This is a genomic window from bacterium (assembly GCA_035307765.1).
GTDB lineage: Bacteria > Sysuimicrobiota > Sysuimicrobiia > Sysuimicrobiales > Segetimicrobiaceae > Segetimicrobium.
The window spans coordinates 25,008-48,689 of the sequence record DATGHU010000042.1 but is presented as its reverse complement, the minus strand read 5'-3'; the positions used below and the strand labels follow the sequence as shown (position 1 = coordinate 48,689).

The following is a 23,682-nucleotide window of genomic DNA, read 5'->3' as shown; positions in this document are numbered from 1 at the left end:
CCGACGTGATAAGATGTTAAGTGCAATGCCTTTACAGCGTATTTCCCACTCCTCGCCGGGCTCCGGGCTGCCCCGTGCCCTCGACGGGCGGACGGCGGTGGCGTGGCTCCTCGACGCCTACGCCCCGCTCCTCACGGCGCACCAGCAGGCGATGATGCGCCTGTACTATCACGACGACCTGTCGCTGGGGGAGATCGCCGACCGCTTCGGCGTGACGCGCCAGGCGGTGTTCGACAGCCTCCGGCGGTCCGTGTCCGAACTGCGGTCGCTCGAGGGGCGCGTCGGGTTGCTGGGGGTGTTGGACCGGCAGGCCCGCGCGCGCACGGCGTTGGAGGAGCGCCTCGTGGACGTCGAGCGCCTGGTGGAGCACTTGGAACGGGATGACGGCGAGGCCCTGGCCGACCTGCGGGGCGCCTTACGGGCACTCCGAGACGCGCTGTGATCTCCGAGACCTCGCACTATTTCTCTCCCGCCGCGCCGTCCTCTGAGGGGGCCCGCGCCGTCACCTTCCGCGACGGCGACCGAGTCTTTCGGTTTCGCACCGCATCCGGCGTGTTCGCCCGGAGGGCGGTGGATGCCGGCAGCCGGCTGCTGCTGGATTCGGTGGACCCGGGCGGCGCCGAGCGCATCCTGGACCTGGGATGCGGCTACGGCGTCCTGGGGGTCGTGGTGGCAGCCCGCCTTCCCCGGAGCCGGGTGCTGCTGGTGGATATCAACCCCCGCGCGGTGGCCCTGGCCGCGGAGAACATCCGGCTCAACCGGGTGGCCAATGCCGAGGCGCGTTGTGGGGACGGGTGCGCGCCCGTGGCGGGCGATCGGTTCGATCTCATCCTGTGCAACCCGCCGATCCGGGCGGGGCGGGCCGTCGTCGTGCGGTTGCTCGACGAGGCGCGTGGATGCCTCGCCCCTCGCGGGCGGTTCTACTTGGTCGCCCGGACCAAGCAGGGGGCCCGGACGCTCGGCCGCCTGATGCAGGACCGATACGCGCGGGTGATCGAGGTCGCCCGGGGTGGGGGATACCGGGTGTTCGAGGCGTGCGATGTTTGAGCAGCTGCAGGGTCGGCTGGGCGAGATCTTCACGCGCCTCCGGGGTCGGGGGACGCTCTCACCCGAGGATGTGGACGCCGCGCTGCGAGAGGTGCGGCTGGCCCTGCTCGAGGCCGATGTCAACTTTCAGGTCACGCGGGACTTCATCGCCCGAGTGCGGGAGGCTGCGGTCGGGCAGGAGATCTGGAAGAGCCTGTCGCCGGGCCAGCAGGTCGTGCAGCTCGTGTTCGCGGAGTTGACCCGATTGCTCGGGACGGCCCACCACCCGTTGCGGCTCTCGCCGACCCCGCCGACCGTGCTCCTCCTGGTGGGGCTGCACGGCACGGGGAAGACGACGACCGCGGGGAAGCTGGCGCTGCACCTCAAGAAGCAGGGGCGGAGCCCACTGCTGGCCGCCGCCGATGTCTACCGGCCGGCCGCGATCACCCAACTCCAGGTGGTCGGCAAGACCGCAGGGGTTCCGGTGTTTGCCCTGGGGACCGGTACCGACCCCGTGGAGGTGGCCCGGCAGGCGTTGGAGCGGGCCCGCCAAACCGCCGCGGATGTGCTGATCATCGACAGCGCCGGGCGGCTGCACATTGACGCTGAGCTGCTCGGCGAGCTGACCCGGATGCGCGAGGCGACGGCGCCGCACACCACCTTGCTGGTGCTCGACGCCATGGCCGGTCAGGACGCGGTGCGGATGGCGGAAGGGTTTCATCGCGCCGTCCCGATCGATGGGTTGATCTTGACGAAGCTCGACGGGGACGCTCGGGGCGGCGCCGCGCTCTCCGTCGTCGCCGCGCTGGAGCGGCCGATTTTCTTTGTGGGGACCGGCGAGCGGTTGGAGGCGCTGGAACCGTTCCACCCCGATCGGGTCGCCTCGCGCATCCTGGGGATGGGCGACGTCCTGACGCTGATCGAACGGGCGCAGGCGGAGGTCACCGTCGAGCAGGCGCGCGAGGTCGAGCGCAAGATCCGCCGCGCGGAGTTCACGTTGGAGGATTTTACCAAGCAGCTCCGGCAGGTCCGCGCCATGGGCCCGCTGGACCAACTGCTCGGCATGATCCCGGGGCTGGGCCAGCGGATGAAAGGGGCGGAGGTTGACGAGCGGGCGCTGGGTCGGGTTGAGGCGGTGATCGGTTCGATGACCCCGGATGAGCGGCGGCGCCCGCAGATCATCGACGGCAGCCGCCGCCGCCGGATCGCCCGGGGGAGCGGGACGTCCGTTCAGGAGGTGAACCGGCTCCTCCGTCAGTTCGACGAGGTCAAGAAGATGATGCGGCAACTGGAGTCGCGCGGCCGCAAGGGCAAGTTGCCGATGCCATTTCCGCCCTCGTGAGGCGGTCCTCGCGAAGGGACCACAGGTTAAGGAGGGAGCGTGCATGAGCGTCAAGATCCGGTTGATGCGCCGGGGAGCCAAGGGGCAGCCGTTCTACCGGCTGGTGGTGGCGGATGTCCGGAGTCCCCGCAGCGGCAAGTACATCGAAGCGATCGGCTTCTACAATCCTCGGACCGAGCCTTCGACGATGAAGGTGAACGAGGAAAAGGTCCTGGCGTGGCTGCGGAAGGGCGCGCGCCCCTCGGACGCCGCCCGAGTGGTGCTCGCGAAGACCGGGGTGCTCCAACGATGGGAGGAGTCCCGGGCCAAGGCGCCGCGATGAAGGCCTTCGTCGAGTTGGCGGCCCGTTCCCTGGTGGACCATCCGGACGCCGTGGAGGTCCGCGAAATCGATGGCCCACAGGCCACCGTGCTGGAACTCCAGGTGTCCCCCGACGATTTGGGCAAAGTGATCGGGCGCGGGGGGCGGGTGATCAAAGCGATCCGCACCCTTGCCCGGGCCGGCGCGACTCGCAGCGGCAAGCGCGTCACGGTAGAGATCATCCGGCCGTAGCACCCCGGCGGATCGCCGGCCGGGGCCACGCAGAGAGAGAACAGGCCCTCCACCATACGGCACGCCTTCCCGGAGTCGGGGGAGCGGCTGCTGTCGTGGCGGGGGCGAGATGGGAGGGGACCGATGGCGGCCATTACCTTGCAACGACCCGTGGTGATCAAGGCGATTGTGACCGAGGCGTTCAAGCGCCTGTACGTCTCGGATCTTGAGGACGCGATCAAGCGGGTCGATGCGCTGGTCCAGCAGATCGACGTTCAGGCCCGCCGATTCGAGTTGGAGCGCCAGGTCTCCCCGCAGGCGCGGGCGGTGCGCCAACAACTCGAGGTCGAACGGAGCCGGCAGGAGGCGACGCGTTTGGAGCTGCAGGCTCGCCTGCGCGAGGCGCAGGCGCTCGAGCTCAACACCGAGTTCACCCAGGGGACGATCGAGGGCACGGTGGAGGTCTCCGTGGGGGACAACCTCTTCGACAAGATCTCGCAGACCGAGATTGTGGTGAAGGACGGGATCGTGCTCGAGATCCGAGAGGCCGCCACCTCCCCGATCATCACCCCCGCCGGCCGGTAGCGGGGGATGGCGGCGCGGCGCGGGGCGTCCGAGGCGCCCCGTGACCTCATCATCGTGGGCGAGGTCACGCGCGCGCACGGCGTGCGGGGGGCGGTGCGGGTGTTTCCGGTGACCGATTTCCCCGAGCACCTGTTGGCTCTGGATCGGGCCGTCCTGGTCTCAGGGGCGATGGTCCGGCCGGTGAATGTGCAGCAGTCGGAGGCCGCGGGACGCTTTGTGCTGATGAAGTTCGCCGGGATCGATACGCCGGAGGAGGCGGAGCGGCTTCGCGGGGCGACGGTGCAGATCCCCGCGCGCGAAGCCGTCCCGCTGCCCCCGGGGCATTTCTACACGTTTCAGGTGATCGGGCTTGAGGTTCGGACGCCGGAGGGGACCCCGATCGGGCGCGTGGTCGACATCATCCGCACCGGCAGCAACGATGTGTACGTCGTCCGCCCGCCGGCGGGGGCCGAGATCCTCCTGCCCGCCGTGGACAGCGTCATCGAAGAGATCGACCTCGACGCCGGCCGGCTCGTGGCGCGGCCGCCGCAGTGGACCTCGTGAGGGTCGACGTCGTCACCATATTCCCGGAGGTGTTTCCCGGCCCGCTGGAGGCCGGGGTCCTGGGGCGGGCGCGGGCGCGGGGGCTGCTGGAGCTCGCGGTGTGGGACCTCCGAGAGTTCACCGCGGACCGGCATCGCACCGTGGACGCGCTGCCGTACGGTGGGGGCGCGGGGATGGTGATGAAGGCGGAGCCGTTCGTGCGCGCCGTAGAGGCGATCCGCGCCGCTCGGCCGGAGGGAGCGCCGACGGTGCTGCTGACCAGCCCCCAGGGACGCCTGCTCACCCAGGCCTGGGTCCGGGACCTTGCGGCGGGGGCGCACCTGGTCGTGCTGTGCGGGCGGTACGAGGGGGTCGACGAGCGGGTCGCCGAGTTGGTGGGGGCACAGGAGATCAGCATCGGGGATTATGTGCTCTCGGGGGGAGAACTCGCGGCGCTGGTGATCGTCGAGGCGGTGGGCCGATTTTTGCCCGGCGCCGTTGGGGACGCCGATTCGGTGGCGCACGACTCGTTCTCCCAGGGCCTCCTGGATCATCCCCACTACACGCGTCCCGCGGAGTTCCGCGGGCGGAAGGTCCCGGAGGTTCTGCTGAGCGGACACCACGACGCGGTCCGCCGGTGGCGGGCACGGGAGGCGCTCCACCGAACCCTGCTGCGCCGCCCGGACCTGATCGATGAGGCCAGGCTCGACGACGAGGCCCGGGCGATTCTGCACGAGCTACGAGGCCCGGGCGGATGTCGTGAGCGGTGATCGGCGGCGCGCGAAGTGGGACGATGCGTTGGAGCAGGCGCCGGTTGCGGGCGCGCCGTGCTATAATGGGCAATTGTGATTGCATGAAGGGGGCATAGCGATGGAGCGTCTGACCGCCGTCGAGCGCCAGCAGGTGAAAACCGGTGTCCCGCCGTTTCGGCCGGGGGATACCGTGCGGGTCCACATCAAGGTCGCCGAAGGCGGGCGCGATCGGCTCCAGGCGTTCGAGGGAGTCGTGATCGGGCGCAAGGGCGGGGGGATCCGCGAGAACTTTATCGTGCGGCGCATCGCCCACGGGGTCGGGGTGGAGCGCACGTTCCCGGTTCACTCGCCTCGGGTGGAGAAGATCGAGATCCTGCGAAGCGGGCGGGTGCGCCGGGCGAAGCTCTACTATCTCCGCGAGAAGGTGGGCAAAGAAACCCGCATCAAGGAGAAACGGTAGGCCGGCCGTTGAGCGCGCTCAGCATCCCGACGGTCATCCTCAGCGTGTCCGCGGTTCTCCTCGCCTCACGGATCATCATCAAGCGCACCGGGCAGATCCCTCAGGTGACGCGCCAGGCCATCGTCGAGACCCTCGACGCGTGCCTGTTCGCGGCGCTGCTCAGTCTTGTCATCATCACGTTTGTCGTCCAGGCCTTCTACATTCCTTCCGGCTCGATGGAACCGACGTTGATGGTCGACGACCGGATCCTGGTGGCGAAGTTCATCTATCGATTCCAGCCGGTGCACCGTGGAGACGTGATCGTGTTCCGGTATCCGCTCAACCCCCAGCGCGATTTCGTCAAGCGCGTGATCGGCCTGCCCGGCGACCGCGTGCAGCTTCGGGACGGCATCGTCCACATCGACGACAAGGTGCTGTCGGAGAAGAGCTACACGATCAAGCCCGACTTTGGGAACTACGGTCCGGTCACGGTCCCGGCGCGCCAGCTGTTTGTGCTCGGCGACAACCGCAACAACAGCGAAGATAGCCGCTTCTTCGGCTATGTTCCTCGTCCGAACGTCATCGGGAAGGCGGTCTTCATCTACTGGCCCATGTCGCGAATCGGCTTCGTCCACTGACCGGGGGCCCTCCGCTCAGCGGTCGCGACATGATCTAGAACGACCGGGCCCAATCGCCGGCTCGGGAGGATAGGCCCGATGGACCCGCGCCACCTGACGGTGGCTGAAATCCAAGCGCACCTGGCCCGCCTCCGACGTTTGCCGGAGAGGGTATTGCATCTGCTGGCCGCTGACGACCGTCAGGCGGTGCGCCGCCTCGCCGCTCGGTACGAGCGCGCGCGGGCCGCCGACCGGCTGGAGCGGCGCCGCGTCGCCCGGTTGTATCGTGAGGAGCGCGGGCGGCGCCGGGCCGGGCAGATTGTGGCGGGGGTCGATGAAGTCGGTCGGGGATCGCTGGCGGGGCCGGTGGTCGCGGCGGCCGTGATCCTCCCGGAGCAACCGGCGATCATCGGGCTTGACGACAGCAAGCGGCTCGCTCCCGAAGCGCGTGAGCGGCTGGCCATGGCGATACGCACTCGCGCCGTGGGCGTGGCCATCGGCACGGCGTCGGTCGAGGAGATCGACCGGCTGAACATCCTGCGCGCGTCCTGGCTGGCGATGCGCCGGGCGGTGGAGGCTCTCATCCCCCCGCCGGACTTTATCCTCGTCGACGGCCGTGATCGCCTCCCGCTCGGCTTGGCACAGGCCGCGGTGGTGGACGGAGACGCCTCGCACGCCTGCATCGCCGCCGCGTCGATCGTCGCCAAGGTCATCCGGGACCGGCTGATGCAAGACCTCGATCGAGCGATCCCCGGGTATGGGTTCGCCCGCCACAAAGGCTACGGGACGGCGGAACACTTGGCCGCGCTCGCCTGCCACGGTCCGTGCCCCGCGCACCGCAGCGCGTTCCTCCCCGTTTCCCAGACGACGTTGTTCCCGCTGCTCTGAGGCGCCGCGGCAACGGATCGGGTCCCCGCGCGGGAACGCTCTCGCCGCTCCCGCCGATCGTCGTTGTGGCCAGCCGCGGGAGCGGCGGACGCCTGCGTGAGGGGATCGTGGCGTTGGGCAGGAGGGCGTTCGCGCATCGCCGAAGCCCGCCTCGATCTTCGCCGCCGGGCCGACGTCCGGGCGCGGCGGCCGAGTACCGACCGTGAGGGTCGACGGAAGAGGGATGCGGCATGCTGACCAAGGTCAAGGTCTACCGCGAGGAAATGTCCCCGGTGAACTTTCTGGAGCGGTCGGGCGACGTCTACGCCACCCGGACCGCGGTCGAGGATGGAGACCGCCGGTTCGACTACGGGCAGTGGCGCGCCCGGGCGCGCCGTTTGGCCTCGGCGCTCCGACGGGAGGGCTTGCAGCGGCACGATCGCGTGGCGTTTCTCGCGCTTAACTCTGAGCCGCTCCTGCTCGCTCACTTCGGGGTCCCGCAAGCGGGTGGCGTGGTCGTGGCGATCAACACCCGGCTGAACGCGGAGGAGGTCGCGTACATCGTCGAGCACTCCGGGGCGCGGCGGGTTTTCTTTACCCCCGAACTCGAAGGGCAACTGGAACGGATCCCGTCCAGCGTGCGGCGAACCGATCTCGGCACGGAGTTCGAAGGGCTGCTGGCGTCGGGGAGCGATCGCGAGGTCGAGCCCTGGTTGGAGGACGAAGAGGAGCCGATCGCCATCGACTACACCTCCGGCACCACCGGCCGCCCCAAGGGCGTCGTCTACACGCACCGTGGGGCGTACCTGAACGCCCTGGCCATGGTGATCGAGCACCGGCTGACCCGCGACGCCGGCTATCTCTGGACGCTGCCGATGTTCCACTGCAACGGCTGGACCTTCACCTGGGGGCTGCCGGCGGTGGGCGCGCGCAGCGTGTGCATTCCGCGAATCGACCCGGCTCAGGTCTGGGGGCTGTTCGGGGACAAGGGGATCACGCACTTCTGCGCGGCCCCGACGGTGCTGATCGCCCTCGCCAATCACCCGGCGGCCCGCCGGTTGACACAGCCGATCCGCATCATGACCGCGGGCGCTCCGCCGTCGCCCACGATCATCGACCAGATGTCCAGCCTCCACTTCGAGATCGAGCACGCCTACGGCCTCACCGAGTCCTACGGACCGTTCACGATCAACGTTGCCCCGTCCGAGGGCGAGTCGTTAAGCGTCGAGGCCCGGGTCCGGCTGAAGGCCCGGCAGGGGGTCGCCCACATCACCGGCGGGCAGCAACGGGTCGTCGATGAGGAGATGCGCGATGTGCCGAGGGACGGCCAGACGATGGGGGAGGTCGTCTATCGCGGCAATGTCGTGATGAAGGAGTACTTCCAGCAGCCGGAGGCGACCGCACAGGCGTTCCGGGGTGGTTGGTTCCACACCGGGGACGTCGCGGTGATGCACCCGGACGGGCAGATCGAGTTGCGGGACCGAAAGAAGGACATCATCATCTCCGGCGGCGAGAACATCAGCACGATCGAGGTCGAGCAGGCCGTGGTGAGCCACCCGGCGGTGATGGAGTGCGCGGTGATCGCGGTCCCCGACGACAAGTGGGGAGAGGTCCCCAAGGCCTTCGTCGTGTTCAAGCCGGGCAGAGCGGCGACCGCCGAAGAGATCATCGCCCACTGCCGGGAGCGCATCGCCCATTTCAAGTGTCCGAAGCTCGTGGAGTTCGGGGATCTTCCCAAGACCTCAACGGGGAAGATTCAGAAGTACCTGTTGCGCGAGCGCGAGTGGAAGCACCGGGAGAAGCGGATCAACTGAACTTTCGGTCCGTAGAGTTCGGAGTACCGGTTGACATTAGGTTGTAATCTGGTTATCATTGAGTTGTGAGCGTGCTCCTCCGCGGCGGTGTCGAGGAAGTTGAGGCCTGGGGTCGGCGGCAGGCAGACCATGGTGTTTCTTGCCGAGGGGTTCTGGCGGGAAGAAGCCCTCGCGAGGCACGGGCCTTTGCAGAAGTTGCCTTAAGGGTGGTACATCAGGCCGTTGCGGAGTTACTGGCAGCAGGAATTATTGTCCAGCCTACTGATGCAGATCGATTCTACTTGATTAAGTATCTGCATGACGCGGTTTCGGCTGCTCCAGTTTCACCATGGCTGGCCATAGTGGACGATGCGCGGGCGACTGTAGCCCTGGAGATTGCACAACGTTGCCGCTCGGTCCCTTGGCTCTTTCGACCTCCTTCATTGCATCCCCTTAGGCTAGGCTCTCGTAGACGGGAAGAGACACCTCGGGAAAACCTGTCGACCTTCTCGAGGCACGTTCTGACCTTTCTTGAGGGAATAGTTCTTGAAGATCTCGCTACCGAACCGCTCCATGATGAGTACATTGCCAAATTACAGCGTCTTCAAAATGGGCTTGGATTGACCACAGAGGATTTGAGGATCTTGTTGGGCGTGAGTAGAACATCGGTTCAAAAGTGGCTGGCGGGTGGCGGTATCTCACCCGAAGTGCGGGCTCGCATCGACGCAAACCTGGTGTTGCTCGTACGACTTGAGAGCTATGTTCGCCCCGGACTTCTGCTGTCGGTGGTCAGGCGACCGGGAAAGGGACTTAGGGGCAAAACTCCGCTCGCACTTATTCTTAAGGGAAAGGGTGCCGCTGTTATCGACTACTTTGAGTGCCTAACGAACTATGGCGCGACAGCCTAGTTGGTCTCCCCGCGCTCGAGGCCCGTTTACTGGGACAGTCTTTCGCTATATCCCACATGCCGGTTGGGATCCGGTGGACGGGCGGTATTCAATACAGTATGGTGGACGATGGAATGCACCAGATTCCTTCCCAGTGCTTTACACGTCTTGCTCTCGGGAAGTGGCTATCGAGAACCTCTGGTATAGGCATAGCGGTGAGTCTATTCAGCCTTGGGAGCTCTCTGAAGAGAAACAGGCCGACCTCTATCAGCTAGACATCGAGCAAGATGGCCTTATAGACATTGTGTCTTCTGAAGGTGTAGTTGGCCTCGGACTCCCAGTCCAGTATCCGACCGGAGTTTCCCGTGAAGTTACACAGTCCGTAGGCCAACACCTATATGACGAGGCCCGGCCAGGCATTTGGTGCAAATCGGCTGCACTCCCAGAAAACGGCCAGGAAGTGGCGCTGTTTACAGACCGTTCGAACTCCCCCCGGGCGGTTCGCGGCCCGGAGAGGCTATGGGAATGGTTTCCCGTTCCTTCCGAAGAGGGGAGGCCATAATTTAAGCCGACAACACTCGTCGTGTCGGTAACTCGGAAATCCAGCCCCTGCTACCAACTCGATTGGGACTCCGCGAAGAGGCGGGGTCCCCAAGCGAGTTCTTGGGGTTCGGAAGGGCAGGAGGCCGGGTGGGCACGTGCATTGACACGCATCCGGTGTCCGGATCGACTTCGACTTTCTTCACAAAGCTCCGAGCGATGGCGCGTTTGTTTTCGTTCGGCCCTGGAACGAAAATCTCCGCTGACAATCAATTCTGCCACCTGGGTGGCCGCTTCTCCAGGAACGCCCGCATGCCTTCCTGGGCGTCGGGAGCGAGCGTGTTCTCGACCATCACCTCCTGCGCGATCTCGTACGCCTGCGGGCGGTCGAGGGGTAACTGCCGGTAGAACGCCTGTTTTCCCAGCCCCAGCGTGTACGCGCTCGCGCCGGTGATCTGTTTGGCCAGGGCCATCGTCTCCTCGGCCAGCCGATCGGCCCGGACGACACGGTTGACCAGCCCCGCCTGTTCGGCCTCGCGGGCGCTGATTGCCGTCCCCGTCAGGAGCATCTCCATCGCCTTCTTCGGACCCACGGCGCGCGAGAGCGCGACGCCCGGGGTGGTGCAGAACAGCCCGATCTTGACCCCGGGGGTGGCAAAGCTCGCCTCCTCGGACGCCACCACCAGATCGCAGGTCGCGGCCAGCTGGCAGCCCGCGGCGGTCGCGATCGCGTGCACCTGTGCGATCACCGGTTTGGGCAGCCGGCGGATGGATTCCATCACGTCGGTGCAGAGGGCAAAGAGCGAGGTGTAGTCTTCCTCGTGGCCGTCGACCAGTTCCCGGAGGTCGTGCCCGGCGCTGAACGCCGGGCCGACGGCCCTGATGATCACGGCCCGCACCTCGCGCCGGGCGGCGATGCGATCGAGATGCCCCTTTAGCGCTTCCAGCACCTCTCGAGAGAGCGCATTGCGCCTCTCGGGATGGTTGAGCGTGAGCACAGCCACGTCATCGACGACCTCATAGAGCACAGGCGATGCGCCCATGGTGATCCTCCTGAGACGGCGGGGCGACGGGTCGCGTCGGATGCCGCGCACCGCCGTCCGGTGCTCATTCGGTCCCCTCGGGGGGCGCTCCTCTCGCGGGCACGTGATCCCCGCGGCCCTGAGGCGAGCAGGAGTTTTTAGGGGGAGCGAGAACCATACGTCCCGAGCGGCCCCACCTGAACGTGGACGGTTGACCTGCATCGCACCCGCGCATCGAACTAGGAGACGCAGAAACGGAGGACGCATGAGCCGCGACGAGATCGTCAGCAGACTCTACGCTTTCGGCGCCATCTCCCTCGTGCACGCCATCCAGGACGCTGAGGCAGGGCGGATTCGTCATGTCTCACTTCCGCATATCCCCGGGGATCCCGCGTTCGTCCGCGAGGTCGTCGGGTTCTTAAGGTGTATGGGTGCCGAGGTTGATCCCGCGGTGGGGGCGGGTGACCTCCGGCGTCTCCGGCGAGTCGGATAGGCTCCCTCGCCGGGCCATGCGGGACGAGCTGATCAGACGAGAAACGCCGTTGGGGACCGTTCGCGTCCTTGTCGCCTATGCGCGGGTCCGCGGCGGCGGGTGGCTATGGATCGCCCGACGGTCCATGGCCGGTCCGATCGTGGGGGAAGGCCGCGGATCGACGTACGAAATCGTCAGGGCGGCGGTGGAAGAGTGGATGGAGCAGGAGGCGCAGCACCTGGCGCGCTGATCCTCTGCTGCCGCGAGGCGGCGAGACGGTGGACGCTTGCCCGGCCCGACGGTTCTCGCGGGCGCTCGATCAGGTGAGCGGGGGACGCCGGCCGGCCCACGGCCGCGCCGCCTCTAGCGCCGCCGCTGCGCGCAGGACCGCTACCTCGCCCCAGCGACGTCCGACGATTTGGAGCCCCACCGGGAGGCCGTCCGCTGTCCATCCCGCGGGCACCGAGATGGCCGGCAACCCGGTGAGCGTGATCGCATAGGTCAGCAGGAACCAGTCAATGTACGTCTCCGCCTTCCGCCCGTTGATCTCGGGGGGGTAATCCCACTCCAGCGGGAACGGGGGGACGGCGACGGTCGGCGTGAGCAGCAGGTCGTAGCCCTGAAAGAACGTGCGGACCCGGTGCCACAATGCGGTCCGCTCCATCTCCGCCCGACCCCACTCCTCCGCGCTGAGGGTGAGTCCGTGCTCGATGTTCCACACGAGTGGCGGGAACATCTGGTCCCGCCATGCGGCCAGCAGGCCCCCGTGCACCGCGGCCATCCTCGCCGCGCGGGTGGTGTGGATGATCTGGCGAAGGCCGCGAAAGTCCGGGTGCGCGTCCGCCACCGTACATCCCATGTCCTGATAGGTCCTCGCCGCCGCTTCGGCGATGCGCGCGACCTCGGGGTCGACCGGAGTGACGCCAAGGTCGGCGCTCCAGGCGATCCGCGCTCCCCGCACGTCGGGGGTGCGGGCGGCCTTCAACCACTCCGACGGATCGACCGGGATCGAGATGGGGGCGCGATCGTCGGGACCCGCCACGGCAGCAAGCATCAACGCCGTGTCCGCCACCGTGCGCGCCATCGGCCCCGTGATCGAGAGTGGATCGTACAACAGGGGGTCGGGGTACGCCGGCACGACTCCGGGTGAGGTCCGGAAGCCGATCACGCCGCAGAAGCTCGCCGGGATCCTCAACGATCCGCCGGTGTCGGTGCCGTGAGCCAGCGGTCCCATCCCGGTCGCCAGGGCCACCGCCGAGCCTCCGCTTGAGCCGCCGCAGGTGTGGGTCAGCCGCCACGGATTGCGGGTGGGTCCGAACAGCGCGTTCTTGGTGTTGGCGCCCGCGCCCAGCTCCGGGGTGTTCGTCTTGCCGAGGATGATCGCCCCCGCGCCGCGCAGGCGCTCCACGACGAGGGCGTCTTCGGCCGGGACGTGATCCGCGAACGCCTTGGAACCGTAGGTGGTGCGGATGCCCTTGGTCGGTGTCAGGTCCTTGATCGAGACCGGGATCCCGTGCAGGGGGGGGAGCGGGTCGGCGCGCATCACGGCGGCCTCCGCCTCCCGGGCCGCCTCGCGGGCCTGATCGGCGGCGATCGTGACGAAGGCGTTCACGATCGGATTGACCTGCTCGATTCGATCCAGCACCGCCTCGGTGACCTCGCGGGGCGAGATCCGCTTTGCCCGGATCGCGGCCGCGAGCGCTGTTGCCGGTAGATCGCAGAGGTCGTCGGGCATGCGGCCGGTCAGCCGATCGGGGTGCGCTCCCAGATCAGGACCGAGTAGTCCAGGTTCTCCGCGGCGACCCCGCTCTGCCGCAGCATCGCCATCACCTGGGCGCGGTGGTGGACCTCGTGGAACAGCAACTGCCCGGCGATCCCTCCGGCGGTGGCGCGTACGCGCATCGGCTTGGGCCCCATCCTGGTGGTGAACTCGACGGGACGCCCGGGGTCGCCGATGGCGGCCAGGGCCGCGCGGGTCGTCGGCGCTTCGCGCGCCCATGCCGCCGCGAACGGATCGAACTCCGGCTGACGCTCGAGGGTGAACGGGCTGTCCGCCGGCGAGACGCCCTCGCCCCCCAGCCGCCGGACGTACGCCCATTCCGCCGCTGCGGTGTGCACGAGGGTGGCGCGAATCGATCCCAGCCCGATCGGAAAGGCCTTGGTGTAGACTCCCGAGGGCTGGCCGCGGATCCAGTCCGTGAGACGACCGCGCGCGGTGAGGAGGTAGTCGAAGAAATGTGCGAAGTTCATGGTGGCTGCGCTCATGTCCGCGATATTCCATCCTCGAGCCCGGTCTCCCTCCCCGGACCGGCGTCGACCGGCCTCCCAGAGAGGACTTGTCTGGAATCTGAGGGAACCTGTACGGGCGCGCCTCGCCGGCCCGATTCTCGCCGGGCAGCGGGCGAGATGGTCTCGCGCGATCGCCGGGGTGGTGTGGGGGTGGGGTACCTCAGCCGGAACGTCTTCCAGGATCGTCTTGCGGGGATTCGCCGGGCGCTCGAGGCGGCAGACCTGGCCGCGCTGGTGGTGCTGACCCCGGAGAACTTTCTGTACGTCTCGGGGTATTACCTCGACGTGGCGCCCTGGGAGCGGCCGGTCGCCGCCGTCGTCCCGCGCGACGACGCCCCGTTTCTGGTGATGCACGAGTTGTCCTCGAATCACGTGCGGTACGCCGCCGAACACGCCTCGATGTGGATCCCCGAGGTGCATTTCTACACCGAACACTACCGGATGCAGCACCGGACGTGGATGACCCCGCAGTGGCCGCAGATGGTGGCGGATCTCCTCCGGCGCAAAGGGCTGGCCAGGGGACGGGTGGGGGTGGACAGCACCGCCGGACCGATCGCCGCGGTTCCCGATCTGCTGCCCGGGCTGCAGCTGGCGAACGCCGGCCGGATCCTGCAGGAGATGCGCATGGTGAAGGTCGAGGAGGAGCTGGCGCTGATTCGCCAGGGGGCCGAGCTGAGCGACTGGGGCCAGGCCCGCTACCGGGAGCACCTGGAGCCTGGGCGCCCGCTTGCCGAGATCGACACCCTCGTCCTCCACGAGATGGCGGGGGAGGCGGCACGCCGCTTCCCGGACTACAAGGTGGAGCTGAGGGTCTCAGGGCTGACCGGGCCCAACTCCGCGTGCCCACACGGGATCAGCGGAGACTACGGTCAGGTGGTGCGGGAAGGGCACGGCATCGTCAATATCGTCATCCCCCGCCTGAACGGATACGTCTGCGAGAACGAACGGACGTTCTTCGTCGGATCGCCGAGCAAGCAGCAGGCCGCGGCCTTTGAAGCCGCGGCGGAGGCGCAGGCGGCCGCGGCCGCGGCGCTGGTGGTCGGGGCGACGATGGCCGACGTGGACGCCGCGGCCCAACGGGTCTTCGAGCAGCGAGGGTTCGGGGAGCACATCATCCATCGGACCGGGCACGGGATCGGGCTCGCCGGCCATGAGTATCCCGACGACATCGCCTTCAACTATCGGCCGCTTCTGGATCACGAGGTGTTCAGCTGCGAGCCGGGGATCTACTTGTACGGAATCGGGGGGTTCCGGCACGACGACACGGTGATCGTGAAAAAGGGAAGCGCCGAGATCACCACCAAGTTTCCCCGGGATTTGGAGTCGCAGACGGTCTCGGTCAAAGGAGGCGGTACCCGATGAGACGGTTCGCCATCATCATCCTGCTGCTTGGGTTGGGGGCGCTGCTCCTCCCGCCGGGGCTCCTCGCGCAAGCGAAGCCGACCCAGGTGACGATCGGCATCGGCGCCGAGCCGCTGACGCTGATGGGATCAACCGTGGTCGATTGGACCACCAACGCCCAGCTCGAGAACATCTACGACCTCCTCTTCAACCGCGACCCCAAGACCGAGAAGATCATCCCGTGGCTGGCGACGGGATACAAAGTTATCGACGACCGCACGTGGGAGTTCACGCTCCGCCACGATGTGCGGTTCCACGACGGCGAACGCTTTACCGCCGACGCCGTGAAGTTCACGTTCGAGTACATCCTCGACCCGAAAAATAAAACCCACTACCTGCCGCGCTTCAAGCCGATCACCAGCGTGGATGTGGTCAACGACTACACGGTGCGGGTGCACACCTCGGAGCCGTTCCCCGTGCTGCTCAGCTACCTCTCGCTGCCCGGGCCGTTCATCCTGGCCCCGGTCTACGTCTCGAAGGTCGGGATCGATTACGCATCGACCCACCCGATCGGGACCGGCCCGTACAAGTTCAAGGATTGGGTGCGGGGCGAACAGCTCGTTCTCGTCAGGAACCCGAACTACTGGGCCGGTCCGGTGAAGATCGACACCGTGGTCTTCCGGGTGATCCCCGAATTCAGCGCCCGCCTGGCGGCGCTGCTCGCCGGCGAGATCGACATCATGAAGGACGTCCCGGCCCAGGCGGTCGATACCGTGAACCGCAGCGGGCGGGCGACGGTTCGGTCCACGGTGAGCTCGCGCATCAACTACCTGGCGCTCGAGACGCTCCACCCCGGCCCGATGCAGAACGTCAAGGTCCGCCAGGCGATGAACTACGCGATCAACGTGGACGAGTTGATCAAGACCGTGCTCGCCGGCCAGTCCAGCAAGATCTGCGGCTACGTCAGCCGCTACGACTCCGCGTACGATTCGGCGCTGAACTGCTACGGGTACAACCCGGACAAGGCCAAGCAGCTGCTGGTGGAGGCAGGGTTCGACCCCGCCAAGCTCACCCTCCAGCTCGACACCCCCACCGGGCGGTACCCGCTGGACAAAGAAGTGTCCGAGGCCATTGCCGCGCAGCTCGGCCGGATCGGGATCACGGTCCACGTCCAGGTGAATGAGTGGCGGAGCCACCTGGACAAGATCATCAACCGGAAGGTCGGCGACATGTTTTTCCTCGGGTGGGGGCCGGACCTGGAGCCGATCGGGACGGTGGGGCAGCTGTTCGTCGGCAACCTGACCTACAGCAGCTTCGGCGACCCGAAGATCGAAGACATGATCCACAAAGCCGAGATCATCGTCAACCCCGACCAGAGCAACGCGGCGTTCCGGCGGGTGCAGGAGACGCTGCACGACATGGCGCCCTGGGTGCCGCTGTGGCAGCAGCACGACCTCTACGGGGTCGCCAACTGGATCGTCTGGCAGCCGCGGCCGGATGAGAAAGTCTGGATGTGGGAGGCGGGAGCGAAGTAGGCTCGCCGCGACCGGTTCCCCGCGCCCGGGCGGCGCCGCGTCACGCTCCGGCGGACTCGCGGCCGGGGCGGTGAGCTGAGCCGCGCATGGCGACCTACCTGGCGGCCCGCGTGGTGCAGGCGGCGATCGCGGTGTTCTTCGCGCTCACCGCCGTGTTCTTTCTCGTCCACATCACCGGCGATCCGGTGATCCTGTTCCTCCCCCTGGACGTCCAGCCAAAAGATATCGCCGCGTTCCGACACCTCCTCGGGTTCGACCGGCCGGTGTGGGTCCAGTACCTCGACTTCCTCGGCCGGGTGGGGCGAGGGGATTTCGGGGCCTCGCTCCGCTATCGCGCCCCGGCGCTCCCGCTGGTGCTCCAGCACTTCCCGGCGACGCTTGAGCTGGCGGTCGTCTCGCTCGCGCTCGTCGCCGGGCTGGCCGTTCCGATCGGCATCGTCTCCGCGGCACGGCGGGGGACCCTCGTGGACACGCTCGGGATCGCGGCGACCGCCCTGGGCCAGGCGATCCCGGGGTTCTGGCTGGGGTTGATGCTGATCTGGATCTTCGGCGTGTGGCTGCGCTGGTTTCCGGTGAGTGGGTACGGCGACTGGACCCACTTCGTGCTCCCCGCGGTGACGCTGGCCGCTTTTTATGCCGCCCAGATCGCGCGCGTCACACGGTCCGCGGTCTTGGACGCGCTGGGGCAGGACTACGTTCGGACGGCACGGGCCAAGGGGATCGGCGAGCCGGCTGTGCTCATCCGCCACGTGCTGAAAAACGCGGCGATCCCCATCGTCACCGTGTTCGGATTGAACGCCGGCCAGCTGTTGGGGGGGGCGGTCGTTACCGAGACGATCTTCGCCTGGCCGGGACTGGGCCGGTACATCTTGGACGCCCTGTTGGGCCGGGATTTTCCCGTCGTGATGGTCGGCGTGTTCATCACGTCGTTCCTCTACGTGACGATGAACTTTCTCGTCGACCTGTCCTATCTCTGGCTGAATCCGCAGGTGCGCTATGGATAGAACCGCGGCGCCGCCGGCGCGGGGCGGGGGGGTCCGCCTTCGCCGGCGCTGGCTCCGGCAGAGCCGCACCGGCCTGGTGGGGCTAACGATCGTGGCGGCGGCGGTGGCGTGCGCCCTGCTCGCGCCGTCCCTGGCCCCGTATAACCCCACCGCCGCCTCGTTCGCGGTCGTGCTCCGGCCCCCGGGCCACGCGCACCCGTTCGGGACCGACCAGTTGGGACGGGATGTCCTGTCCCGGGTGATCTTCGGCGCGCGGATCGCGCTCCTCGTGGGGATCGCCACCGTGATCGTGGCGGGGTGGGTGGGTTGTACCTTGGGGCTTCTCTCCGGGTACTTCGGCGGGTGGGGCGACGCGGTGATCATGCGGATCGCCGACATCCAGCTCAGCTTTCCCTTTATCCTGCTGGCCCTGACCATCAACGCGATCATCGGCGCGGGGCTGCGGAATATCGTTCTCAGTCTCATCATCGCGGGGTGGCCGCTCTACGTCCGGGTCGTCCGAGGCGAGGTGCTGGCCCTGCGCGGCCGGGAGTACGTTCTGGCCGCGGTGGCGACCGGAGCGCCGGTGGGGCGGATCATCGTCCGGCACATCCTTCCGAACGTGATGACCCCGATCATCGTCATCAGCACGCTGCAGGTCTCCCAGTTCATCATCGCCGAGGCGACGATCAGCTTTCTGGGATTCGGGATCCAACCCCCCGCGGCGGCGTGGGGGACGATGGTGAGCGATGGACGAAACTACATCTTCTTCGCCTGGTGGCTCGCGGCGTTTCCGGGGGCGGCGCTGGCGCTGACCGCGCTCGGCGTGAACCTGACGGGGGATTGGCTGCGGGATACGCTCGATCCGCGTCTCCGCACCTGATGGCGCCCAGGGAGCCGGATCGGCCGGTCCGCGCGGTTCTCTTCGATCTCGACGGCACGCTCATCGACTCGTACGCGTTGATTGCCTCGTCCTTCCGCCACGCCGCCCGCACCGTGCTCGCCCGGGATTTGGCGGACGACGAGGTCACGGCGCACTGGGGGGAGCCCCTCCCGGCACGCTTCGCCCACCTCGCCCCCGCCCGGGTCCCGGCGCTGGTCGCGGCCTACACCGACTACTACGATGCACACCACGATCGCCTCTGTGTGCTGTTCCCGGGCGTCGTGGAGATGCTGGCCGGGCTCGACGGCCGCGCGCCCATCGGGGTCGTCACCTCCAAGCGGCGGCGGTCCACCGCCCTGGCGCTTCGGGCCTTCGAGCTGGAGCGGTGGGTTCGGGTGGCCGTCAGCGCGGAAGACACCCCCGCGCCGAAGCCCGCTCCCGACCCCATTGTGGAAGCGGCGCGGCGGCTGGGGACGCCGCCGCGCGATGCGCTCGTTGTCGGCGATGGCGTTTTCGACATCCAGGCCGCCCGCGCGGCCGGCGCCCGGAGCGCGGCGGCGATGTGGGGAACGCGCGAAGGGCCGGCGCTGCTCGCGGCGGGACCGGATTACGTCGTGGCGACCCCCGCCCGGGTCGTTCCGCTCGTCGGCGCAGGGTAGGCCACCGCCCGCCGGATCTTGAGCCTCACCACCTCCCCGGCCGAGGGGCCCGCGCCGGGCCGTCCCTCCACCCGCACGGTCACGTCGCCGATGCGGACGGCGTAATCCACGCGGTTGCCGAGGTAGGTGGCGCGCACGATGGTGCCGCGCAGGACTCCCTGGAGGTCGAACTCCAAATCCTCCGGGCGGATGCAGACGAGGACCCGGTCCGTCTCGGCCGCCCCGGGCACGACGATGACCTGACCGTCCGCGAACCGCACGTGAAGCGATCCCGCGCTCCCCCCCGCGACGGTCCCGGGGACGAAGTTCGCCGCACCGATGAAGGCGGCCACAAACGGGTCGGCCGGCCGCTCGTAGAGATCCCGCGGGGTCCCGGTCTGGATGATCCGTCCCTCCCGCAACACCGCAATCCGGCCGGAGAGCGCCATCGCCTCGGCCTGGTCGTGGGTGACGTAGACCACCGTGATCCCCAGCCGCTCCTGGAGGTCTTTGATCTCGATGCGCATCTCCTCGCGGAGCTTCGCGTCCAGGTTGCTGAGCGGCTCGTCGAGGAGGAGGACCGAGGGCTCCATCACCAGGGCCCGCGCCAGGGCGACCCGCTGCTGCTGGCCGCCGGAGAGTTCTTGGGGGTGACGGGCGCCCAGCGCGTCGAGGCGGACGAGGCTCATGGCGCGGCGGGTTCTGGCTTCCACTTCTGCACGCGGGAGGCGGGAGCGGTGGAGCGGGTAGGCGACGTTCGCCTCCGCGGTCATGTGCGGCCACACGGCGTAGCTCTGAAAGACCATGCCCATTTCCCGACGTTCCGGGGGAACCGCGGCGCCCGTCGATGCGGACGAGAGCACACGCCCGCCGAGCGCGATCCGCCCCGTGGTGGGGGCGACGAACCCGGCGATCATCCGGAGGGTCGTGGTCTTTCCGCACCCCGATGGGCCAAGCAAGGTCACGAACTCCCCGTCTCGGACGACGAGGGACAGATCGCGCACCGCCCAGACTGCACCGAACGCTTTCCCCAGCCCGTCGAGGGCGAGTTCGGCCACGTCACACCCTCAGCCGGTCCGCGAGGGGCACCCGGGTGAGCAGGTTGACCCCGATCAGCAGGCCCGTCACCAGGACCGCCAGCGCGGCGGAGAGGGCAATTTTGCCCTCGTCGTGGAGTCCGAAGATCACGACGCCGAGAGTTTCGTTGCCGACCGAGAAAAGCAGGATGGACAGCGTCAGTTCGGCCACGGCCGGAATGAAGGCCAGCGACCACCCGGAGACCAGGCTGGGGCGGATCAGGGGAAGCACAACGTCCCGAAAGGCCTCGAGGGGCCCGGCGCCGCTGATGCGCGCGGCCTCGTCCAGCGATCCGTGGATCTGCCGCATTCCGGCCAGCGCGGTGCGGACCCCGAAGACGAGAAATCTGGCGACATAGGCGAGCAGGATGAGCCAGAACGTATCGTAGAGGCGCACGCCGATCACGGGGAGGGGGCGCAGCCAGGCCAGGATCATCGCCAGCGCCACGATCGTCCCCGGTACCGCGTAGGGGATGGTGATGAGCAGGTCGATCAGCCCCGCCGCGCCGACCCGCTTCCGGCCCACCAGGTAGGCGATCGCCACCGAGAGGAGGACGATCAGGGTGGCCGAGCCCGCCGCCAACCCCATGCTGTTGATGAGGGCCCGCCGCACTTTGGGCACCCCGGACAGCACCGTTGCATAATGCTGGAGCGTCAGATTCGCCGGCACCGGAGGAAGGCCGTAGGCGCGCACCAACGAGGTGAGGAGAATCGCCGCCACCGGGAGGGCGACCCCGACCGCGAGCAGGCCGGTGAGGGCCAGCGTGGCCGGACGGCGCCATCCCCCCAGGGCAACGAGCGAGGCGGCGGAGGACGCCCCCTCGCCGATCGTGGCAAAGCGCCCCCGCCGTAGCGCCGCACGCTCCGCGTAGAGCACGATGGCGGCGAGCCCGACCAACCACATGGAGAGGGCCGCGGCGGCCTGGAGATGATCCGGCTGGTCGAAGTTGAGGATCAGGCTGTAGATCTTCGTCGTCAACACGACGTATCGCGCCGGGAACCCAATGATGGCCGGGATGCCGAAGTTCCCGAGAGACGCCATGAACACGAGCAGCGCCCCGGCCAGAATCCCGGGGAGGGCCAGGGGGACGGTGACGTCCCGCAGCACGCGCCAGGGTCCCGCCCGCGCCATCCGGGCGGCCTCCTCCAGAGCGGGGCTCATCCGTTGGAGCACGCCGAGGGCGGCGAGATAGGCGATGGGATATTCGTAGAGGATCATCACAAAGACGACCCCATTTCGCCCGTAGATGACGGCCAGAGGGTCGGGCGATCCGGTAGACGCCATCCAGATTTGGTTCAGGTACCCGGCCGGGTTCAGGAGGTCGACCCACGCGATCGCGCCGATGAACGGCGGAATCATGTACGGAACCATCAGCGCCGTCCGCCAAAACATCCGATGCGGGAGATCGGTGCGGGACACCAGCCAGGCCAACACGACGCCCAGCCCGGTCGCCCCCGCCGTGGCCCAGAGGGACACCACCAAGCTGTTCGCGAGCGCGGTGTAGGTCGAGCCGTCGGCGGCGACCCGGGCGTAATGGTGGAGCGAGAACCGTCCGTTGACGAGGAGCGACTGCAGCACCAGCGTCGCAGTCGGATAGACGATCAGGAGCGCCAGCGTCCCAATCGCCACGCAGCCGATCAGCAGCAGAGCGCGGCGCAGTAAGCTGGGCTGCCTCGCGCCCGCGCTGGGGAAGGTCGCCACGAGGTTACTGCGTGCCGAACAGGGCGGTGAACCGCGTCTTGATCTCTTCCCGGTGCTGGTCGATGTAACTCAAATTTGGCTGAATGATTTTCATCTGGGCGGCCTCTGGCGTCCCCGGCGGGACGGCGATGCCCGGCACGACCGGGATGTATGCGCGCGAGGCGAACAGCCGCTGGGCCTCGGGCGTGTACAGGTAATTGATGAACGCCTCGGCCGTGGGGCGGTTGGCCGTGCCCTTGATGATCCCGACCGGGGTTGGCACCAGCACCGCGCCTTCCTTCGGCACGATGTAGTCCACGGGCGAGCCTTGCGCCCGGAGTGCCCGCACGAAGAAGTCCACCACTTGGCCGATCGCGATCTCTCCCGAGGCGAGTTTTTGAATCACGTCTCCGTTGCTGCGAAATACAAGCGCGTGGTTTTCCGCCAGTTTTTGGTAGAACCCCCACCCGAACTCCGGCATCGCCGCGAAGGTCCCGACGTGGGCGAAGGCGGCCCCGGAGATGAACGGGCTCGGCATTCCCACGCGTCCGCGGTAGCGGGGGAGGGTGAGATCCCACCAGCTCGTGGGGCGAAACTTCACCTGCTGGGTGTTGAACGCCACCACATTGAAGATCAGCCGCACCTCGTGGTAGCGGTCTCGGTCGTAGTGGAACTCGGGCGAAACCCGCCCCGCGGCAGGGGGGCGGTAGGGGAGGAGCAGATCTTTGCGGGCGAGGTTTTGGAAGAAGGTGATGTCGGCGAACCAGATGACGTCGGCCTGGATCGCGCCGGCCTGCGACTCGGCTTCGATCTTGGCCTCCACCGGCCCGGAGCCGGCGCGGAAGATCTTGACCGTGATCCCGGGGGTCCGGTGCATGAAGTCCTGCACCAAGAGGTTGACGTCATCCTCCGACTCGGAGGTGTACAGGGTGATGGTCCCCGCGGACGGGGCGGCCTGGACCCTGGGGTAGCCCGTGACCGCGGCGGCCAGCAGGACGATGATGCTCAGCGCGGCGATTCGCATGCGACGCTCCCTTCTCCCATTCATCGGCTCAACTGAAACCGGTCCGGCAGCAGCCCCGCGACCTCGACGTCGATCTCCCGCGGCCGCACCGTCACCGCGGCAAACGTGCCGCACGGCCGGCCCTGCGTGAACCCCCCGTCGACGAGCGAACCCAGCGTCACATACGGGATCCCAGCGATCGTGGTCACGCGCGTCCAGTGGATGTGCCCTGTAAACACCGCCAGGACGCGTCCCGATCGTTCGATGGCCCACCGCACCGCCTCCCGGCCGCGTGTGTGGGCATGGGCGGGGTGGGCGGCGAAGTACCAGTGGCCATCGAGTCGCTGTTCGTCGAGCGGGTGGTGGCCGAATACGAGACAGGGCTCGCGCGACTCCGCCAGCACCGTCTCCAGCCACTCCCGCTGGCGGGATCCGACGGTCCCCCCGATCCGCTCAAACGGAGGGTCCTGGCTGTCCAGCAAGACGAGCCGCAGCCCGTTTTGGTTCACCGCCTCGTACGCCCCCCGTTTGTCCAAGAGGTCGGCGAGGTCGGCCTTCGACAGGTTGGCGACGTCGTGGTTGCCCAGGACATGATAAACGGGCACGCCGAGCGCGGCAAGCGTTTTGCGCACCCACGCCGTCCGCTGGCGGTCCTGCGCGCCGGCAACGTCGTTGATCCGGTCGCCGAGGTCGATGATGCAGTCGGGCCGGAATGCCTGCATCGCTTCGCCAAACCCTTCCAGCAGCGCCGGCGACTGGCTCCCCAGCCGCGTGTCGGCGTCCGGCCCGCAGTGGATGTCGCTAACGATTCCGAGTTTCACCCTCGCGGGGCTCCCCCACCGGGCGCTTCGGCCGGGT

General features: G+C 67.9%; 25 protein-coding genes. 18 read left to right on the top strand and 7 right to left on the bottom strand.

What is annotated here, in order from left to right:
- Nucleotides 1-25 precede the first annotated feature (25 nt).
- From VKV57_14620 to VKV57_14565, 12 genes are all read left to right on the top strand, one after another.
- Nucleotides 26-442, top strand: a complete 417-nt coding sequence (locus VKV57_14620; GenBank protein ID HLW61137.1) for a sigma factor-like helix-turn-helix DNA-binding protein — start codon at nucleotides 26-28, stop codon at nucleotides 440-442.
- Nucleotides 439-1,047 carry a methyltransferase gene (locus VKV57_14615; GenBank protein ID HLW61136.1) on the top strand — a complete coding sequence of 203 codons (609 nt, stop codon included), beginning with the start codon at nucleotides 439-441 and terminating at the stop codon, nucleotides 1,045-1,047. The genes VKV57_14620 and VKV57_14615 overlap by 4 nt, the downstream gene beginning before the upstream one ends.
- Entirely contained in the window at nucleotides 1,040-2,368 is a 1,329-nt protein-coding gene (gene ffh / locus VKV57_14610; protein HLW61135.1) for a signal recognition particle protein, read from the top strand. The genes VKV57_14615 and ffh overlap by 8 nt, the downstream gene beginning before the upstream one ends.
- 43 nt (nucleotides 2,369-2,411) lie before the next feature.
- Nucleotides 2,412-2,690 carry a 30S ribosomal protein S16 gene (gene rpsP / locus VKV57_14605; protein HLW61134.1) on the top strand — a complete coding sequence of 93 codons (279 nt, stop codon included), beginning with the start codon at nucleotides 2,412-2,414 and terminating at the stop codon, nucleotides 2,688-2,690.
- Nucleotides 2,687-2,920: a KH domain-containing protein gene (locus VKV57_14600; protein HLW61133.1), complete on the top strand. Its 234-nt coding sequence runs from the start codon at nucleotides 2,687-2,689 to the stop codon at nucleotides 2,918-2,920. Before rpsP ends, VKV57_14600 begins: the two co-directional genes overlap by 4 nt.
- A 123-nt stretch (nucleotides 2,921-3,043) precedes the next feature.
- On the top strand, nucleotides 3,044-3,484 hold the full coding sequence (locus tag VKV57_14595) for a YlqD family protein (protein HLW61132.1): 441 nt from the start codon (nucleotides 3,044-3,046) through the stop codon (nucleotides 3,482-3,484).
- 6 nt (nucleotides 3,485-3,490) lie between these two features.
- A complete protein-coding gene (gene rimM, locus VKV57_14590) occupies nucleotides 3,491-4,027 on the top strand; it encodes a ribosome maturation factor RimM (protein ID HLW61131.1) in 537 nt (178 codons plus the stop codon).
- Nucleotides 4,024-4,776 carry a tRNA (guanosine(37)-N1)-methyltransferase TrmD gene (trmD, locus tag VKV57_14585; GenBank protein HLW61130.1) on the top strand — a complete coding sequence of 251 codons (753 nt, stop codon included), beginning with the start codon at nucleotides 4,024-4,026 and terminating at the stop codon, nucleotides 4,774-4,776. The genes rimM and trmD overlap by 4 nt, the downstream gene beginning before the upstream one ends.
- Before the next feature lie 100 nt (nucleotides 4,777-4,876).
- Nucleotides 4,877-5,218, top strand: a complete 342-nt coding sequence (rplS, locus tag VKV57_14580) for a 50S ribosomal protein L19 (protein ID HLW61129.1) — start codon at nucleotides 4,877-4,879, stop codon at nucleotides 5,216-5,218.
- A gap of 8 nt (nucleotides 5,219-5,226) precedes the next feature.
- A complete protein-coding gene (lepB, locus tag VKV57_14575) occupies nucleotides 5,227-5,835 on the top strand; it encodes a signal peptidase I (GenBank protein ID HLW61128.1) in 609 nt (202 codons plus the stop codon).
- 78 nt (nucleotides 5,836-5,913) lie between these two features.
- The gene (locus VKV57_14570; protein ID HLW61127.1) at nucleotides 5,914-6,702 is read left to right on the top strand and encodes a ribonuclease HII; all 789 of its coding nucleotides are present in this window, start codon (nucleotides 5,914-5,916) and stop codon (nucleotides 6,700-6,702) included.
- 230 nt (nucleotides 6,703-6,932) lie between these two features.
- Nucleotides 6,933-8,495 (top strand): AMP-binding protein, encoded by a 1,563-nt coding sequence (locus VKV57_14565; GenBank protein ID HLW61126.1) that lies wholly within the window; start codon nucleotides 6,933-6,935, stop codon nucleotides 8,493-8,495.
- Between the two features lie 1,675 nt (nucleotides 8,496-10,170).
- Here VKV57_14565 and VKV57_14560 read toward each other — a convergent pair.
- Nucleotides 10,171-10,944, bottom strand: coding sequence for an enoyl-CoA hydratase (locus tag VKV57_14560; protein HLW61125.1), 774 nt, complete (start codon nucleotides 10,942-10,944; stop codon nucleotides 10,171-10,173).
- A 410-nt stretch (nucleotides 10,945-11,354) separates the two neighbouring features.
- Between VKV57_14560 and VKV57_14555 the strand changes: the two genes are divergently transcribed.
- Nucleotides 11,355-11,645, top strand: a complete 291-nt coding sequence (locus VKV57_14555) for a hypothetical protein (protein ID HLW61124.1) — start codon at nucleotides 11,355-11,357, stop codon at nucleotides 11,643-11,645.
- A 69-nt stretch (nucleotides 11,646-11,714) separates the two neighbouring features.
- On the opposite strand, the gene VKV57_14550 is transcribed toward VKV57_14555, so the two are convergent.
- Both VKV57_14550 and VKV57_14545 read right to left on the bottom strand, forming a co-directional pair.
- Nucleotides 11,715-13,130: an amidase gene (locus VKV57_14550; protein HLW61123.1), complete on the bottom strand. Its 1,416-nt coding sequence runs from the start codon at nucleotides 13,128-13,130 to the stop codon at nucleotides 11,715-11,717.
- An 8-nt stretch (nucleotides 13,131-13,138) separates the two neighbouring features.
- Nucleotides 13,139-13,660 (bottom strand): DinB family protein, encoded by a 522-nt coding sequence (locus tag VKV57_14545; protein ID HLW61122.1) that lies wholly within the window; start codon nucleotides 13,658-13,660, stop codon nucleotides 13,139-13,141.
- A 141-nt stretch (nucleotides 13,661-13,801) separates the two neighbouring features.
- On the opposite strand from VKV57_14545, the gene VKV57_14540 reads away from it, so the two are divergent.
- The 5 genes from VKV57_14540 (at nucleotide 13,802) to VKV57_14520 (ending at nucleotide 19,085) form a co-directional block, all read left to right on the top strand.
- Entirely contained in the window at nucleotides 13,802-15,046 is a 1,245-nt protein-coding gene (locus VKV57_14540; GenBank protein ID HLW61121.1) for a Xaa-Pro peptidase family protein, read from the top strand.
- Complete coding sequence (locus tag VKV57_14535) at nucleotides 15,043-16,560, top strand: ABC transporter substrate-binding protein (GenBank protein ID HLW61120.1); 1,518 nt, start codon at nucleotides 15,043-15,045, stop codon at nucleotides 16,558-16,560. The genes VKV57_14540 and VKV57_14535 overlap by 4 nt, the downstream gene beginning before the upstream one ends.
- Nucleotides 16,561-16,646: 86 nt before the next feature.
- Entirely contained in the window at nucleotides 16,647-17,564 is a 918-nt protein-coding gene (locus tag VKV57_14530; GenBank protein ID HLW61119.1) for an ABC transporter permease, read from the top strand.
- A complete protein-coding gene (locus tag VKV57_14525; GenBank protein HLW61118.1) occupies nucleotides 17,557-18,426 on the top strand; it encodes an ABC transporter permease in 870 nt (289 codons plus the stop codon). Before VKV57_14530 ends, VKV57_14525 begins: the two co-directional genes overlap by 8 nt.
- Entirely contained in the window at nucleotides 18,426-19,085 is a 660-nt protein-coding gene (locus VKV57_14520) for an HAD-IA family hydrolase (protein HLW61117.1), read from the top strand. Before VKV57_14525 ends, VKV57_14520 begins: the two co-directional genes overlap by 1 nt.
- Here VKV57_14520 and VKV57_14515 read toward each other — a convergent pair.
- The 4 genes from VKV57_14515 to VKV57_14500 are packed head-to-tail and all read right to left on the bottom strand — an operon-like array spanning nucleotide 19,034 to nucleotide 23,645.
- On the bottom strand, nucleotides 19,034-20,122 hold the full coding sequence (locus tag VKV57_14515) for an ABC transporter ATP-binding protein (GenBank protein ID HLW61116.1): 1,089 nt from the start codon (nucleotides 20,120-20,122) through the stop codon (nucleotides 19,034-19,036). The genes VKV57_14520 and VKV57_14515 overlap by 52 nt on opposite strands.
- Nucleotide 20,123: 1 nt before the next feature.
- Nucleotides 20,124-21,842: an iron ABC transporter permease gene (locus VKV57_14510; GenBank protein HLW61115.1), complete on the bottom strand. Its 1,719-nt coding sequence runs from the start codon at nucleotides 21,840-21,842 to the stop codon at nucleotides 20,124-20,126.
- 4 nt (nucleotides 21,843-21,846) lie between these two features.
- The gene (locus tag VKV57_14505; protein ID HLW61114.1) at nucleotides 21,847-22,845 is read right to left on the bottom strand and encodes an ABC transporter substrate-binding protein; all 999 of its coding nucleotides are present in this window, start codon (nucleotides 22,843-22,845) and stop codon (nucleotides 21,847-21,849) included.
- Between the two features lie 20 nt (nucleotides 22,846-22,865).
- Nucleotides 22,866-23,645 carry a metallophosphoesterase gene (locus VKV57_14500; GenBank protein HLW61113.1) on the bottom strand — a complete coding sequence of 260 codons (780 nt, stop codon included), beginning with the start codon at nucleotides 23,643-23,645 and terminating at the stop codon, nucleotides 22,866-22,868.
- Nucleotides 23,646-23,682: the final 37 nt, after the last annotated feature.